Annotated in this window: 13 protein-coding genes; 3 read left to right on the top strand and 10 right to left on the bottom strand. The window is 55.9% G+C overall.

Annotated features, from left to right (window positions below):
- Positions 1–18: 18 nt before the first annotated feature.
- The 5 genes from ROR01S_RS06770 to ROR01S_RS06750 all read right to left on the bottom strand — a co-directional run bounded on the left by ROR01S_RS06770 (position 19) and on the right by ROR01S_RS06750 (position 4,130).
- Complete coding sequence (locus tag ROR01S_RS06770) at positions 19–387, bottom strand: DUF1090 domain-containing protein (protein WP_032690623.1); 369 nt, start codon at positions 385–387, stop codon at positions 19–21.
- A gap of 150 nt (positions 388–537) precedes the next feature.
- Positions 538–921, bottom strand: a complete 384-nt coding sequence (gene mzrA / locus ROR01S_RS06765) for an EnvZ/OmpR regulon moderator MzrA (RefSeq protein WP_004867943.1) — start codon at positions 919–921, stop codon at positions 538–540.
- Between the two features lie 2 nt (positions 922–923).
- A complete protein-coding gene (gene yqjA / locus ROR01S_RS06760; RefSeq protein WP_004867940.1) occupies positions 924–1,586 on the bottom strand; it encodes a DedA family general envelope maintenance protein YqjA in 663 nt (220 codons plus the stop codon).
- 336 nt (positions 1,587–1,922) lie between these two features.
- The gene (exuR, locus tag ROR01S_RS06755) at positions 1,923–2,699 is read right to left on the bottom strand and encodes a transcriptional regulator ExuR (RefSeq protein ID WP_004867938.1); all 777 of its coding nucleotides are present in this window, start codon (positions 2,697–2,699) and stop codon (positions 1,923–1,925) included.
- Between the two features lie 129 nt (positions 2,700–2,828).
- Positions 2,829–4,130, bottom strand: a complete 1,302-nt coding sequence (locus ROR01S_RS06750; protein WP_004867935.1) for an MFS transporter — start codon at positions 4,128–4,130, stop codon at positions 2,829–2,831.
- A 481-nt stretch (positions 4,131–4,611) separates the two neighbouring features.
- Between ROR01S_RS06750 and uxaC the strand changes: the two genes are divergently transcribed.
- Together uxaC and ROR01S_RS06740 are read left to right on the top strand one after the other, a co-directional pair.
- Entirely contained in the window at positions 4,612–6,024 is a 1,413-nt protein-coding gene (gene uxaC, locus ROR01S_RS06745) for a glucuronate isomerase (protein WP_004867932.1), read from the top strand.
- 18 nt (positions 6,025–6,042) lie between these two features.
- Positions 6,043–7,530, top strand: a complete 1,488-nt coding sequence (locus ROR01S_RS06740) for a UxaA family hydrolase (RefSeq protein ID WP_064359239.1) — start codon at positions 6,043–6,045, stop codon at positions 7,528–7,530.
- A gap of 84 nt (positions 7,531–7,614) precedes the next feature.
- Here the strand turns inward: ROR01S_RS06740 and sstT are convergent, their stop codons facing one another.
- The 4 genes from sstT to ROR01S_RS06720 form a co-directional block, all read right to left on the bottom strand.
- Positions 7,615–8,862 carry a serine/threonine transporter SstT gene (gene sstT / locus ROR01S_RS06735; RefSeq protein ID WP_004867918.1) on the bottom strand — a complete coding sequence of 416 codons (1,248 nt, stop codon included), beginning with the start codon at positions 8,860–8,862 and terminating at the stop codon, positions 7,615–7,617.
- 253 nt (positions 8,863–9,115) lie between these two features.
- On the bottom strand, positions 9,116–10,084 hold the full coding sequence (locus ROR01S_RS06730) for a TerC family protein (protein WP_015585682.1): 969 nt from the start codon (positions 10,082–10,084) through the stop codon (positions 9,116–9,118).
- A 280-nt stretch (positions 10,085–10,364) separates the two neighbouring features.
- Positions 10,365–11,354, bottom strand: coding sequence for a Gfo/Idh/MocA family protein (locus tag ROR01S_RS06725; protein WP_064359238.1), 990 nt, complete (start codon positions 11,352–11,354; stop codon positions 10,365–10,367).
- Positions 11,355–11,427: 73 nt separating this feature from the next.
- On the bottom strand, positions 11,428–11,928 hold the full coding sequence (locus ROR01S_RS06720; RefSeq protein WP_032718272.1) for a M48 metallopeptidase family protein: 501 nt from the start codon (positions 11,926–11,928) through the stop codon (positions 11,428–11,430).
- Positions 11,929–12,064: 136 nt separating this feature from the next.
- Here ROR01S_RS06720 and rlmG point away from each other — a divergent pair, with 136 nt between their 5' ends.
- Positions 12,065–13,201, top strand: coding sequence for a 23S rRNA (guanine(1835)-N(2))-methyltransferase RlmG (gene rlmG, locus ROR01S_RS06715; protein WP_015585685.1), 1,137 nt, complete (start codon positions 12,065–12,067; stop codon positions 13,199–13,201).
- Between the two features lie 82 nt (positions 13,202–13,283).
- Here rlmG and ROR01S_RS06710 read toward each other — a convergent pair whose 3' ends face one another.
- The gene (locus ROR01S_RS06710; RefSeq protein ID WP_048023327.1) at positions 13,284–15,305 is read right to left on the bottom strand and encodes an NADPH-dependent 2,4-dienoyl-CoA reductase; all 2,022 of its coding nucleotides are present in this window, start codon (positions 15,303–15,305) and stop codon (positions 13,284–13,286) included.
- Between the last annotated feature and the right edge of the window lie 49 nt (positions 15,306–15,354).

Raw genomic sequence — 15,354 nt, 5'->3', positions numbered from 1 at the left:
CATGTAAAGTGTGGCTTATTAGTAATCACGCGACTCAAGCGTTTTCAGCTCGTGCTGCGCTTCATCAAGCTTGCGTTGGCGCTTGCTGATTTTATCGGCATCGCCTTTCTGCTCAGCTTCCTTCAAATCGCGCTGACGCTCGGTAATTTCCTCGCGTTGTTTCGCGATTTTTTGCTGATGTTCGGCTTTGAGCTTACCGTCGCTGCAGTTCGCTCTGACTTCACGAAGCGCTTTGTTCAAACCATCAATCCGGTTCTGGTTGTGATGTTTTTCGGCGTAGCTAATCTCCCGCTGGATATCCTGCTCTTTTTCCTGACAGGGGGAGATGGCAAAGGCGCTGGAGCTCAGCGAAGTCAAAACCAGAATCAAAGCGATGCGGTATTTCATGGATGCTACCTTCCATTGTGTGAGGGCATACCCGGGAGATATGCCCGATCCAGTCGATAAACGTCAGCCCGGTGGCTCCCGCAGTCTTAAGCATAGTCAGGAAAACGGGAAACCACCAAACTGCGTGAAAATATTCAGAATTTTGGCTAGTTATCCCAATCTGTGTGGCGCATCGCGCAGACGGGAGAGCCATGCTGTCGGCGTATTTTCTTCCTCCAGCAAAGCAATAATATAACCATGTGGCAGGGCGCGGCCCAGCACTTCTTTCGCGGCGATACCCTGGGCGCTGGAATCAAATTTGATTAACAGGCCGTCTTTTTGCGGGGTGATACTTTTAAAACGAATGCCGTTTGCGTCGAGATGATGCCAGACGGAAAAACCGTCAGGCATGCCAACGCCCTGGGAGACAGGATGGATAGTCAGGGTTGATTCCTGTTGCTGCACCGCCAGCCATAGCCAGAACAGCGCGCACAAAAAAACAGAACCGCCCAGCAGCCAGCTAATCCGGCGTCGGGAGAGGCTTTTTATGGCCATTATCAGCTCCGGCTTCTGTATTTTTTCTTCCACAGGACAACTAACGAGCCGATTAAGCCAAACACCAGCAGCACAACCGGCAGCAGCATCAGGCAGGACATCAGCTGATCCTCATATTTGAGGAATACCGGGGTTTTACCCAGCAGGTAACCCAGGGAAGTCAGAATCAAAACCCACAGCAGGCCGCTCATCCAGTTAAAGAACTGGAAGCGGGCATTGTTCAGACCCGAAAGTCCGGCAATGGTCGGCAGCAGCGTACGAACGAAGGCAATAAAGCGGCCCATCAACAAGGCGGAGAGCCCGTGCTTATGAAACAGGTGATGTGCGCGCTGGTGGTAGTGGGAGGGCAAATGTGAAAGCCAGTTTTGCACAATTCGCGTATTGCCGAGCCAGCGGCCCTGAATGTAGCTGAGCCAGCAACCCAGGCTGGCTGCCGTCGTCAGCAGAAGCAGGGTTTCGGGAAAACCCATCGCCCCTTTGGCTATCAGAACGCCGACCAGCACCAGCAGGCTGTCGCCGGGTAAAAAGGCGGCGGGAAGCAGGCCGTTTTCAAGGAACAAAATCATAAATAAGACAAAGTAAAGCATGCCAATCATGGAGGGATTCGCGAGGGTCTCGTAATCCTGGCTCCATAAAGCATTCAACAATTGGGTTAATAGTTCCATTCACGATTCCTGGTACATCGGTTAACGGTATGTCTGAACGCAGCGTGTATTGCGACATAGATTCTTATGAGATTATGGTCGCTGTTGGTGCGTTCTGAACGGTTCCCTGTTAAAAGTGAAATCAACGCAAGCCTACTTCAGAACGTCAAAATGCATCTAATTGTAACAAAATCGCTGAGTTTACGTCAGAAAAATTGCAGTCGGTTGCTCGTTGATTTTGCTGATTGCGGTGGCGGGAGGCGAGTCTCTTTACACAGGCTGACACTATAGATGTTTGCTTACCCTGGCGGGTTTGCGGGCAGGCGCTGATAGCCTGCCTGAAATGAAGATAACCGCTTATTTTGCGCCGTTGGCCGCGGTATCGAGGTGAACGACCGGATTTTCGGCAAACAGATAGCGGTCGGCATTGAATTCAAAATCGTCGCTGGTCTCGTTGAACAACATCAGCTTAGTGTTCTCCAGATGCTGCCACATGGCCAGTTTCGCCGCGTGCGGATCTTTGCGAATCAGCGCTTTCAGAATTTGGTCATGATCGTCACACCAGTTATCCACGGTGCGCAGGTCGATATGGTCATGGAGCTTTTTCCAGTACGGGTTATGCACGCGCTGGGTCCACATTTTTTCAACAATAGCGGCTAACGCCGTATTTTGCGTCGCCAGAGCTACCTGGACATGAAACTGAAGATCCCATTCCGAATCGCGGAAGCATTTCTCTTTACGCGCCTTCTCCTGGATCTCCATCAGCTTCATGATGTCCTGCTTGGTCACCTGGGTGGCGGCGAACTCGGCAATATTGCTTTCAATAAGCTGACGCGCCTGCAGCAGTTCAAAGGGGCCGTAGCTGGCGAACTCCAGCGTTTCATCAACCACCTGCTGATACTTCGGATGGTTGGAGATGACGTGGATGCCAGAGCCTTTACGCACTTCCACATAGCCTTCCACTTCCAGCATGATAATGGCTTCGCGAACCACGGTGCGGCTGACGCTCTTTTCATCGGCGATAAACCGCTCTGCAGGCAGCTTATCGCCCACAAGGTAAACACCTTGCTCAATACGCGCCTTCAGCTCGGCAGCAAGCTGCTGATACAAACGACGCGGTTCTGTGATTTCCATATTCGCTCCCGGAAGATGGCGACAATATTGGATTTGTTATACCACTTTTACGCGCATCTCACCACCGTCAGACATGAAAAAGCCGCCTTCAATGAGGCGGCTTTGTAAACAGATCTCACCGTATCAGGACTAGCTTTGCGTCACCGGCTTAGTCGTTTTGAGCGGCGGGGCGTCGTCATCGGCTGACTTGTTCTTCAGTACGGTCCAGATGACAAGGGCGCCCAGCAGATCGAAGACCGCCAGTACGGCGAACAGCGGGCTGAAACCAATGGTATCCGCCAGAGCGCCGACCACCAGGGCGAACATGGTACTCGCCATCCAGGCCGCCATACCGGTCAGGCCGTTTGCCGTAGCCACTTCGTTACGGCCAAATACGTCGGAAGAGAGCGTAATCAGCGCACCGGACAGTGCCTGGTGGGCAAAGCCGCCGACGCACAGCAGGGCGATAGCGACAAACGGGCTGGTAAACAGGCCGATCATCCCCGGGCCAATCATCAGCAGTGCGCCCATGGTCACGACCATTTTACGCGACACAATCAGGTTAACCCCGAACCAGCGCTGGAACAGCGGCGGCAGATAGCCCCCGATGATGCAGCCCAGGTCGGCAAACAGCATTGGCATCCATGCAAACATCGCGATTTCTTTCAGGTTAAAGCCATAGACTTTAAACATGAACAGCGGGATCCAGGCATTGAAGGTCCCCCATGCTGGCTCGGCAAGGAAGCGCGGCAGCGCGATGCCCCAGAACTGACGGTTGCGCAGGATCTGCCACGGAGACATTTTCTTGCTGTTGTTGGTCTGGTGATGCGATTCCTGACCGCCGATGATGTAGTCGCGTTCTTCAGTGGTTAATTTTTTCTGGTCGCGAGGGTGTTTATAGAAGACCAGCCACGCCATGGCCCAGATAAAACTCAGGACACCGGAGATAATGAACGCCATCTGCCAGCTGTGCATCACAATCGCCCAGACGACCAGCGGCGGGGCGATCATCGCGCCGATTGAGGAGCCCACGTTGAAGTAACCGACGGCAATAGAGCGTTCTTTTGCCGGGAACCATTCGGAGCTGGCCTTCAGGCCTGCCGGGATCATCGCCGCTTCCGCCGCGCCGACCGCGCCACGAGCCAGCGCTAATCCGCCCCAGCTGCCCGCCAGCGCCGTTGAACCACAGAAAACGGCCCAGGCGATCGCGAAGAAGGCATAACCGATCTTCGTCCCCAGCACGTCAAGGACGTAGCCTGCCACCGGCTGCATGACGGTATAAGCAGCTGAATAGGCTGCGATGATATAGGAATACTGTTGGGTGGAGATGTGTAACTCTTCCATCAGAGTCGGCGCAGCCGCAGCCACAGTGTTACGTGTCAGGTAACCCAGCACGGTGCCCATTGTCACCAGTGCGATCATATACCAACGTAACCCTTTAATTTTACGCATGTAAAACCTCATCGTTTGTTATATCTCCGCAGCGAGTGCGGCCATCTTCAAACCCTGTACAGGGGTTGAGAAGGAGAAACGGAGGGCTCAGGAGGGAAAACCCATATGGCCCGAACCTTGCCATCAATTGTTTTGCTTAATTCGGTATCCGTACCGGTCAATGCGATGTATTGAATCATCGCGAATACATTCCAACGGTTTATATGTTGCGACGGCAGAAAGATAACTTGTCATACAACTTTAAAAGTTGAGTACTGTCACAAAAGTGGGAAAGTTTATGGGGGTATTATTTCTTGCGAGCAAAGCCAGTACTGGCGCGGCTTGCACGAGGGTTTACTCCAGAAAGGGTACTTTTTTTGTCAGCGTTTATTGATCTATCTCACGAAAAAGATTTCGGCCTGTAGAAATTGGTGTGATAACTTTGTCAGCATGATAGTCAATCATCTGAAGGGCTCCTCAATGGGGCGAAGAGGAAATGAAAATGACACCGTTTATGACCGAAGATTTTCTGCTTGATACCGAGTTTGCCCGCCGTTTGTATCACGACTACGCCAAAGACCAGCCGATTTTCGACTATCACTGCCACCTTCCGCCGCAGCAGATTGCCGAAAATTATCGTTTTAAAAACCTGTATGACATCTGGCTGAAAGGTGACCACTACAAATGGCGCGCAATGCGCACCAATGGCGTGGCTGAACGCCTGTGTACCGGCGATGCTTCGGACCGCGAGAAGTTTGACGCATGGGCAGCTACCGTACCGCATACGATCGGCAATCCGCTCTATCACTGGACCCATCTGGAGCTGCGCCGCCCGTTTGGGATTACGGGTAAGCTGCTGTCCCCGTCCACCGCGGATGAGATCTGGAATCAGTGCAACGATCTGCTGGCCCAGGAGCGCTTCTCCGCCCGCGGTATCATGACGCAGATGAACGTGAAAATGGTCGGCACCACCGACGATCCGATCGATTCGCTGGAACATCATGCGGCGGTGGCGAAAGACGCGACCTTCACGACCAAAGTGCTGCCAAGCTGGCGTCCGGATAAAGCGTTCAACATTGAGCAGGCGACGTTTAACGACTACATGGCGAAGCTGGGTGAAGTTTCAGATACCGACATCCGCCGCTTTGCCGATCTGCAGGCTGCGCTGGTCAAACGTCTGGATCACTTCGCCGCGCACGGCTGTAAAGTCTCCGACCATGCGCTGGATGTGGTGCTGTTTGCTGAAGCCAGCGAAGCGGAACTCGATAGCATCCTTGCCCGCCGTCTGGCCGGTTCCATCCTGTGCGAACATGAAGTGGCGCAGTTTAAAACGGCTGTGCTGGTCTTCCTGGGAGCAGAATACGCTCGCCGTGGCTGGGTCCAGCAGTATCACATTGGCGCGCTGCGTAACAATAATCAGCGTCAGTTCAAGCTGTTAGGGCCGGATGTTGGCTTTGATTCCATCAACGATCGCCCGATGGCGGAAGAGCTGTCCCGACTGCTGAGCAAGCAGAATGAAGAAAACCTGCTGCCGAAAACCATTCTTTACTGCCTGAACCCGCGCGATAACGAAGTGCTGGGCACGATGATCGGTAACTTCCAGGGCGAAGGGATGCCGGGCAAGATGCAGTTCGGTTCCGGCTGGTGGTTCAACGATCAGAAAGACGGCATGGAACGTCAGATGACCCAGCTGGCGCAGCTTGGTCTGCTCAGTCGTTTCGTCGGCATGCTGACCGACAGCCGCAGCTTCTTGTCCTACACCCGCCATGAGTATTTCCGTCGCATCCTGTGCCAGATGATCGGCCGCTGGGTTGCCGCGGGTGAAGCGCCGGCGGATATTCAGCTGCTGGGCGAGATGGTGAAAAATATCTGCTTTAACAATGCGCGTGATTACTTCGCGATTGAACTGAATTAAGACCAGAGGTCGGTTGCTATGCAATACATTAAAATCCATTCGCAGGATAACGTTGCTGTCGCGTTAGCAGATATGGCGGCGGGTACCCAGGTCACCATTGATGATGCTGCGGTCACCTTAAGCCAGGACGTTGTCCGTGGTCATAAGTTCGCATTACGCGCGATTGCGAAGGGAGAAAACGTCATCAAGTATGGTCTGCCCATTGGTCATGCGCTGGCGGATATTGCGCCAGGGGAACATATTCATGCCCATAATACGCGTACCAACCTGAGCGACCTTGACGAGTATCGCTATCAACCGGATCTTGCCGAGCCGTCGGCGCAGCCGGCCGACCGCGACGTGCAGCTCTATCGTCGTGCGAACGGGGAGGTCGGGGTGCGCAATGAACTGTGGATCCTGCCGACCGTCGGCTGTGTCAACGGTATCGCCCGTCAGATTCAGAACCGGTTTCTGAAAGAGACCAACGAAGCGGAAGGCACCGATGGCGTCTTTCTCTTCAGTCACACTTACGGCTGTTCGCAGCTGGGTGATGATCACATCAATACCCGCACCATGTTGCAAAACATGGTGCGTCACCCGAACGCCGGGGCGGTGCTGGTGATTGGCCTGGGCTGTGAGAACAACCAGGTCGACGCGTTCCGTGAAACCCTCGGTGAGTTCGATCCTCAGCGCGTACACTTTATGATCTGCCAGAAGCAGGATGATGAGGTGGAAGCGGGACTGGAGCATCTGCATCAGCTTTATGAGGTGATGCGCCACGACAAACGTGAGCCAGGCAAACTGAGCGAGCTGAAGTTTGGCCTCGAGTGCGGCGGATCGGACGGCCTTTCGGGGATTACCGCGAACCCGATGCTGGGACGCTTCTCGGATTACCTGATCGCCAACGGCGGCACCACCGTGTTGACGGAGGTGCCGGAAATGTTCGGCGCTGAGCAGCTGCTGATGAGCCACTGCCGCGATGAACAAACCTTCGACAAGCTGGTGACGATGGTGAATGACTTTAAACAGTACTTCATTGCGCATAACCAGCCCATTTACGAGAACCCGTCGCCGGGTAACAAAGCGGGCGGGATCACGACGCTGGAAGATAAATCGCTGGGCTGCACGCAGAAAGCGGGCTCCAGCGAAGTGGTGGACGTCCTGCGCTATGGCGAACGTTTAAAAGTGCATGGCCTCAATCTGCTGAGCGCGCCGGGCAACGATGCGGTGGCAACCAGCGCGCTGGCCGGTGCGGGGTGTCATATGGTGCTGTTTAGCACCGGTCGCGGCACGCCGTACGGCGGTTTTGTGCCGACGGTCAAAATCGCCACTAACAGCGAACTGGCGGCGAAAAAGAAACACTGGATCGATTTTGACGCCGGTCAGCTGATTCACCGTAAAGCGATGCCTCAGCTGCTGGAAGAGTTTATCGATACCCTCGTTGATATCGTCAATGGCAAACCGACCTGCAATGAGCGCAATGATTTCCGTGAACTGGCGATCTTCAAAAGCGGCGTCACGTTATAATGAAGCGCATCCGTTCCGTTTAAAATGGAAACGCGAGAGAGGGAAGAAGGCCCCTCCGCAGATGAGCGGAGGGGAAGGTCGGGATTAATCGCGCAGCGCGTTTTTCGCCAGCTGCTCGTCTTCCGCCATACAGGCGGCAGCGGTAAACAGCACGTCGGTGGAGGAGTTCAACGCGGTCTCACAGGAGTCCTGCAGCACGCCGATGATAAAGCCGACGGCAACCACTTGCATGGCGATATCATTGGGGATCCCGAACATGTTGCAGGCCAGCGGGATCAGCAGCAGGGAGCCGCCCGCCACGCCGGAAGCACCGCAGGCGCACAGCGACGCCACGACGCTCAACAGCAGCGCGGTAGGCAGATCCACCGGAATCCCCAGGGTATGTACAGCAGCCAGCGTCAGCACCGTAATGGTGATGGCGGCCCCGGCCATGTTGATGGTGGCGCCCAGCGGGATCGACACCGAATAGGTATCGCGATCGAGATTCAGCTTTTCACTCAGCGCCATATTGACCGGAATATTGGCGGCGGAACTGCGGGTAAAGAAAGCATACACGCCGCTTTCGCGCAGGCAGGTCAGCACCAGCGGATAGGGGTTGCGGCGGATTTTCCAGAACACCAGCAGCGGGTTAATCACCAGCGCCACCAGCAGCATACAGCCCACCAGCACCATCAGCAGCTGCGCGTAGCCCCACAGGGTTTCAAACCCGGTGGTCGCCAGGGTTGAGGAGACCAGGCCGAAAATACCCAGCGGCGCAAACCGAATAACCAGTTTCACGATAAAGGTCACCGCGTGGGAGACATCGTTGATCAGGTTTTTTGTCGTCTCATTGCCGTGACGCAGCGCAAAGCCCAGACCCACGGCCCACACCAGAATCCCGATATAGTTGGCATTGAGCAGGGCGTCGACCGGGTTTGAAACCATGCTCATCAGCAGCCCGCGCAGTACTTCAACAATCCCCGACGGCGGCGTAATATCGCCGGCCGCGGAGGTCAGGTGCAGCGTGGAAGGGAAGACAAAGCTGAACAGCACGGCGGTGAGTGCGGCGCTGAACGTTCCCAGCAGATACAGGAACAGAATCGGACGGATGCTGGTTTTTTGCCCCTGCTGGTGGTTAGCGATGGAGGCCATCACCAGCATCAGCACCAGCACCGGCGCTACGGCTTTCAGCGCGCCGACAAACAGCGTACCGAGCAGGCCAACGGCGATCGCCGCAGGTTTTGAAACCAGCGCCAGCAGCACGCCAAGCACCAGACCGATTAAAATTTGTTTGACCAGGCTGCCCTGAGCCAGGCGCTGTAGCAGGCCCGATGGGGGAGTTTGTGTCGTCATGATTATCCCTTGTTGTGATGTTGCTACCGGTCCCATGTACGTATTATTTGTTACGTTTATGTCCGGATGTAAATAAATGTTTGCCTGGTCGAGTATACGGAAAGTGCGCCATCCTGGAAGCGTAAAATGCTGCTTATTTAGCTGAGATCTTATTTTTTAACTATGTATTAACGTTTTTGTGACATGGCGAGAAATAATACGCGGCGGGCGTTGCTGACCGGGTGAAAGTGGTTTTCACCCGGCCATTTAGGGCTTAGTGCTGTAATTTCTTCTTGTCGTGTTGCTTATTGACCCAGGCGTTAATCAGCAGCGTCAGCGCCAGAATACCGCCAACGACGCCGAGCGAGGCGCCAATCGGGATATGGTAGAAGTCGACGATCAGCATCTTGATACCGATAAAGACCAGAATGATCGACAGACCATATTTCAGCATGGAGAAGCGCTCCGCGACGCCGGCCAGCAGGAAGTACATGGCGCGCAGGCCGAGAATCGCGAACAGGTTCGACGTCAGCACGATAAACGGATCGGTGGTTACGGCGAAGATTGCCGGGATACTATCGACCGCAAAAATCACGTCGCTCAGCTCGACCAGGATCAGCACCAGCAGCAGCGGCGTGGCGAACAGGACGCCGTTTTGCCGCGTAAAGAAACGCTCGCCTTCAATCTTATCGGTCATCCGCAGATGGCTGCGGATCCAGCGTACCAGCGGTTTGTCGCCGATGCCGGAAGCATCCTCTTTCGCCAGCGCCATCTTCACACCGGTAAACAGCAGGAAAGCACCGAAGAGATAGAGCAGCCACTCGAACTGGGAGATCAGCCAGCTTCCGGTAAAGATCATCACCGTACGCAGCACGATCGCCCCCAGCACGCCGTAAACCAGCACCCGGCGCTGCAGCGCAGGCGGGACGGAGAAGTAGCTGAACAGCATCAGCCAGACAAAGACATTGTCCACGGCAAGCGATTTTTCAATCAGATAGCCGGTAAGGAAAGCCAGCGCCTGCGGATCGGCAACGGCACGGCCCTGGGTTTGTGTCAGGTACCACCAGAAGACGGCGTTAAAGAGAAGGGAGAGCGTTACCCAGAGAATAGACCAACCCGCGGCCTGTTTCATGGTCATGCCATGCGCACCACGCCGTCCCTGAAGAAGCAGATCGATGGCTAGCATGATCACCACGACCACGGCGAATCCGCCCCATAACAACGGTGTGCCGACAGTATTCATTACTTAATTCCTTACATAAAAACAAAACGGCTGACGTCGGAAGACGGCAGCCGCTGCGTGTTTATGCATAGACCTCGCCTTCCGGCAAGGTCTCACTTACAACAATAAAAGAACCGCGCGATGACGGCAGGACCTTTTATTATTGCCCGGCGACCGGATGCGGTTTTGCACGCATCGTAATGACGATCCACCGGCAAGGAAGTTACTCCCCTTTGCGCGTAACAAAATATGACAAGTCATAAAGGGCGTCAATGGTTGCTGACGGCCTCTTTACACTCTTTTACGCCCCCTGCGGACCATCGGCCGGGAATACGACGCCGGTCTGACGACGAATTTCGCTCAGCAGTCTGGCCGTAATACGGCTGACTTCCAGCCCCGGGTGAACAACCTGGTTGTTCTCCACCAGATGCGCAAACGCCTCCGCCTCGTACAGCATAGTATTGATATGCTGTGGCTGCGTCAGATCCTGAGCCTTCCCACCGCGTGGGATGAAAGAGAGCCTCTGGCACTCGGAGATTTTTTCGATCACCAGCGCGCCGGCTTCACCCTGAATTTCGCTTGGTAGCGTGGAGTCGCTCACTTTAGAGTGGTGCAGGGTGACGTCAAAACCGGCGTAGCTGAGGATCACGGTACCCTGGGCATCAACGCCGCTGTCCAGCAGGCTGGCGCTGGCGTGAACCGCGCGCGGTTCGCCCCACAGCGCCACCGCCGAGGCCAGACAATAGAAGCCGATATCCATAATCGAGCCGTTGGAGAAGGCCGGGTTAAAGGTGTTCGGGTTCTCACCGTCGAGATAGCGCTGATAGCGGGAGGAGTACTGGCAGTAGTTGAAAAACGCTTTGTGCAGTTTGCCTGCCTTACCGAGCGACTGCTGCAGCAGCAGAAAATTTGGCAGGCTGGCGGTTTTGAAGGCTTCGAACAGCACCACCTGGTTTTCGTGAGCGATCCGAATGGCGTCTTCGACTTCCCGCAGGTTTGAGGCCAGCGGTTTTTCACAAATCACGTGCTTTTTATGGTTGAGGAACAGCTGCGTTTGCGGGAAGTGCAGGGAGTTCGGGCTGGCAATGTAAACCGCGTCGACAGCATCGCTTTGCGCCAGATCGTCCAGCGACGTAAACAGCTGGTCGACGGGATAATCGCTCGCAAAGGCCTGCGCCTGTTCAAGGCTGCGAGAGTAAATCGCGGTGAGTTTATACTTGCCCGTTTCATGGGCGGCATCGACAAACTGTTTTGTTATCCAGTTTGTGCCAACAACTGCGAAACGTATCATAAACGTTGACGAACTCCGTTAAAGGGAACCTTTGGTCACTCTAACATGCCACCATGACAAAACCAGTGCGCAACTACGCAGAACGATTTAACGAAAGATGCGTTAGCCACAGACGGGTATCGAACTCCAGCTGGTGGTACTGCGGCTCCATATAGCAACAGAGTTGATAGAAGGCTTTGTTATGCTCCTTCTCCTTAAGGTGCGCCAGCTCATGCACCACAATCATACGTAAAAACGCCTCCGGCGCTTCGCGGAACACCGTGGCCACTCTGATTTCGGCTTTTGCTTTCAGCTTACCGCCCTGGACCCGCGAAATCGCGGTATGCAGGCCGAGCGCATTATTCAAGACGTGGATCTTGCTGTCGTACATCACCTTGTTGATCGGCGCCGCGCCGCGTAAATAGCGGGTTTTCAGATCCTGCGTGTACTGATACAGCGCCTTATCGTTATTGACGTCGTGACCTTCCGGATAGCGCTTCTGCAGAACCGCCCCCAGGCGCTGCTCGGCAATCAATGTGCGGACCTGAGAAAGTAAATTCTCCGGATAGCCCTGCAGGTAAGTGAGTTGACTCATGACAGCTCCAGATAAAAGATCTTCACATCCTCCTTCAGGCTGCATCGGCGCATCTTGAATGATTTTGTGTATAAAAAGGGTATACTCACGCACCCTTTCAGGGATAACGCCGAAATTTTACCACTCAGGAGGGCCGATGAGCCACTTAGACAACGGTTTCCGTTCACTGACACTAAAACGTTTTCCGGAAACGGATGACGTTAACCCGCTACTGGCGTGGGAAGCGGCGGATGAATATCTGCTGCAGCAGTTGGATGACACGGAGATTAACGGCCCGGTCCTGATTTTCAACGATACCTTTGGCGCACTGAGCTGCGCGCTGGCGGAGCATACGCCGTTTAGCATCGGTGACTCTTACCTCACCGAGCTCGCGACGCGTGAGAATTTACGCCATAACGATATCGCGGAATCCAGCGTCAAGTTTCTCGACAGCACCGCGGAGTATCCGTCGGCGCCAGGCGTTGTTCTGATTAAAGTTCCGAAAACGCTGGCCTTGCTCGAGCAGCAGCTGCGCGCGCTGCGCCAGGTCGTGACGCCGCAAACCCGTATCATCGCCGGCGCAAAGGCGCGTGATATCCATACTTCTACGCTGGAGCTGTTTGAGAAAGTGCTGGGGCCGACCACCACCACCCTGGCCTGGAAGAAAGCCCGCCTGATCAACTGTACGTTCAGCGAACCGGCGCTTGCCGATGCGCCGCAGACGCTGAGCTGGAAGCTGGAAGGGACCGACTGGACTATTCACAACCACGCGAACGTGTTCTCCCGCACCGGGCTGGATATTGGCGCGCGTTTCTTTATCGAACACCTGCCGTCGGATCTTGAAGGCGAGATTGTCGATCTGGGCTGTGGTAACGGAGTGATTGGCCTGACGCTGCTGGAGAAGAACCCGCAGGCTAACGTGGTGTTCGTCGATGAGTCGCCGATGGCCGTCGCCTCCAGTCGTCTGAACGTGGAAACCAACATGCCCGAGGCGCTGGATCGCTGCGAGTTTATGATTAACAACGCGCTGTCCGGCGTTGAGCCTTTCCGCTTCAACGCCGTGTTGTGCAACCCGCCTTTCCACCAGAAGCACGCGTTAACCGATAATATCGCCTGGGAGATGTTCCACCACGCGCGCCGCTGCCTGAAGATCAACGGTGAGCTGTATATCGTGGCCAACCGTCATCTGGATTACTTCCACAAGCTGAAGAAAATTTTCGGTAACTGCGCCACCGTCGCCACCAACAATAAATTTGTGGTGTTGAAGGCGGTGAAGGTACGCAAGATCCGCTGATCGCATTTGTCGGGCGACAGGCTGCGCGATAGCAATCGTCATCGCCTGTCGCCCGGGCCAGCGGGTCATTCAGGCCGCGCCGTTAAATGGTCAGCCCGAGCCGCGTTCCCTGGGCGATGGCGCGGCGAGCATCCAGCTCCATCGCGACATCGCACCCGCCAATCTGATGCACGACTTTTCCGGCCGCGCGTAGCGGATCCGCCAGTTCGCGCTTCGGCTCCTGACCGGCGCAGATAATCACCTGATCAACCGGCAATATCCGGAGCTCGCCGCCGATCGTGACATGTAATCCCTCATCGTCGATCTTCTGATAGCTGACTCCCGGGATCATGTTGACGCCGCGGGCCAGCAGCGTAGCCCGGTGGATCCAGCCGGTGGTCTTGCCTAACCCATCTCCGGGTTTGCCGGCCTTGCGCTGGAGCATCACAATGCGCCGCGGGCTTTTCTCCCGCTGCGGCCCTTCCGGACGCAGTCCGCCTGCGCTCTGCAAAGTCGTATCAATACCCCATTCCTCGCAGAACGCGTCGATGTTCTGGCTGGTGGCAACGCCAGGCTGGCTGAGGTACATCGCGGTATCAAAGCCGATCCCACCGCAGCCGATAATCGCGACGCTCTGACCCACCGGCGCCTTGTCGCGCAGCACGTCGAGGTAGCTCATCACCTTCGGATGGGTTATTCCGGCGATCTCCGGCATTCGCGGGGCGATCCCGGTGGCGAGGATCGTTTCGTCAAAGTCCAGCAAACGATCCGCCGTGACCTGCTGGCCCAGCTGCAGGTTAACGCCGTGCAGATCCAGCATGCGCCGGTAGTAGCGCAGCGTTTCGTAAAACTCCTCTTTGCCGGGGATCTGTTTGGCGATATTAAACTGCCCACCAATCTCCTGCTGGGCATCAAACAGGGTGACCGAGTGGCCGCGCGCGGCGGCATTTACGGCAAAGGCCAGGCCGGCAGGGCCTGCGCCCACAACGGCCAGGCGCTTTGGCCCGACAGCAGGCGTAACCGGCATCAGAGTTTCGTGGCAGGCCCGCGGATTGACCAGACAAGAGGTCACTTTACCGGCAAAGATCTGATCCAGGCAGGCCTGGTTACAGCCGATACAGGTATTGATCTCATCGGCGCGCCCGCTTTGAGCTTTGGAAAGGAACTCGCCGTCGGCCAGAAACGGCCGGGCCATTGACACCATATCGGCGTCGCCGCGGGCGAGGATCGCCTCCGCGACGTCAGGATCGTTGATACGGTTAGTGGTGACCAGGGGGATCGACACCGCACCTTTCAGTTTCCGGGTGACCCAGCTGAAGGCGCCGCGCGGTACCGGTGTCGCAATGGTCGGAATACGCGCTTCGTGCCAGCCGATACCGGTGTTGATGAGGGTCGCGCCTGCCGCCTCGATGGCCTGCGCCAGCTCAATCACTTCCGGCAGCGTACTGCCGTCGTTGACCAGGTCGAGCATCGACAGGCGGTAGATAATAATGAAATCGTGGCCAGCCCGTTCGCGTACCGCACGCACGACTTCTACGGCAAAGCGCATGCGCCGGGCGTAATCGCCGCCCCACTGGTCGTCACGCTGGTTGGTGCGCGCGGCGAGGAATTCGTTGATTAAATAGCCCTCTGACCCCATCACTTCGACGCCATCATAGCCGGCCTCCCGGGCCAGCTGCGCGCAGTGGGCAAAATCGGCGATCAGCTGCAGGATCTCATCATGGCTTAGCGCATGCGGGGTAAAGCGGTTAATCGGCGCCTGCAATGCCGACGGAGCTACCGGCCGCGGCTGATAGCTGTAGCGGCCGGTATGCAAAATTTGCAGGGCGATTTTTCCCCCTTCGCGATGAACCGCATCGGTAATATGCCGATGGTGCGCCAGATGCCGGGCATCATCGAGCACCGCGCCGCCGGCCATCGTGACGCCGGAATCCACTGGCGCAATCCCGCCGGTGACAATCAGCGCCACGCCGTGACGCGCGCGTTCGGCGTAAAAGGCCGCCAGCCGTTGCGCGCCGTCGGCATGTTCTTCCAACCCGGTGTGCATGGAACCCATCAGCACGCGGTTTTTCAACTGGGTGAACCCCAGGTCGAGCGGGGCGAATAACGACGGGTAGTGGCTCATAATGGCTTCCAGTCTCTTATATGTAACATTATTGTTATGTGGTCGGATG

This window comes from Klebsiella ornithinolytica NBRC 105727 = ATCC 31898 (assembly GCF_001598295.1).
Classification (GTDB): Bacteria; Pseudomonadota; Gammaproteobacteria; order Enterobacterales; family Enterobacteriaceae; genus Klebsiella; species Klebsiella ornithinolytica.
Note: the sequence above shows the minus strand (reverse complement) of the source record. Positions and strands in the feature narration are given on the sequence as shown.

Coding starts and splice junctions, on each gene's coding strand:
- uxaC (WP_004867932.1), top strand. CDS start 4,612: ATGACACCGTTTATGACCGAAGATTTTCTGCTTGATACCGAGTTTGCC.
- rlmG (WP_015585685.1), top strand. CDS start 12,065: ATGAGCCACTTAGACAACGGTTTCCGTTCACTGACACTAAAACGTTTT.
- ROR01S_RS06740 (WP_064359239.1), top strand. CDS start 6,043: ATGCAATACATTAAAATCCATTCGCAGGATAACGTTGCTGTCGCGTTA.
- ROR01S_RS06750 (WP_004867935.1), bottom strand. CDS start 4,130: ATGCGTAAAATTAAAGGGTTACGTTGGTATATGATCGCACTGGTGACA.
- ROR01S_RS06730 (WP_015585682.1), bottom strand. CDS start 10,084: ATGAATACTGTCGGCACACCGTTGTTATGGGGCGGATTCGCCGTGGTC.
- ROR01S_RS06725 (WP_064359238.1), bottom strand. CDS start 11,354: ATGATACGTTTCGCAGTTGTTGGCACAAACTGGATAACAAAACAGTTT.
- ROR01S_RS06720 (WP_032718272.1), bottom strand. CDS start 11,928: ATGAGTCAACTCACTTACCTGCAGGGCTATCCGGAGAATTTACTTTCT.
- ROR01S_RS06770 (WP_032690623.1), bottom strand. CDS start 387: ATGAAATACCGCATCGCTTTGATTCTGGTTTTGACTTCGCTGAGCTCC.
- sstT (WP_004867918.1), bottom strand. CDS start 8,862: ATGACGACACAAACTCCCCCATCGGGCCTGCTACAGCGCCTGGCTCAG.
- yqjA (WP_004867940.1), bottom strand. CDS start 1,586: ATGGAACTATTAACCCAATTGTTGAATGCTTTATGGAGCCAGGATTAC.
- ROR01S_RS06710 (WP_048023327.1), bottom strand. CDS start 15,305: ATGAGCCACTACCCGTCGTTATTCGCCCCGCTCGACCTGGGGTTCACC.
- exuR (WP_004867938.1), bottom strand. CDS start 2,699: ATGGAAATCACAGAACCGCGTCGTTTGTATCAGCAGCTTGCTGCCGAG.
- mzrA (WP_004867943.1), bottom strand. CDS start 921: ATGGCCATAAAAAGCCTCTCCCGACGCCGGATTAGCTGGCTGCTGGGC.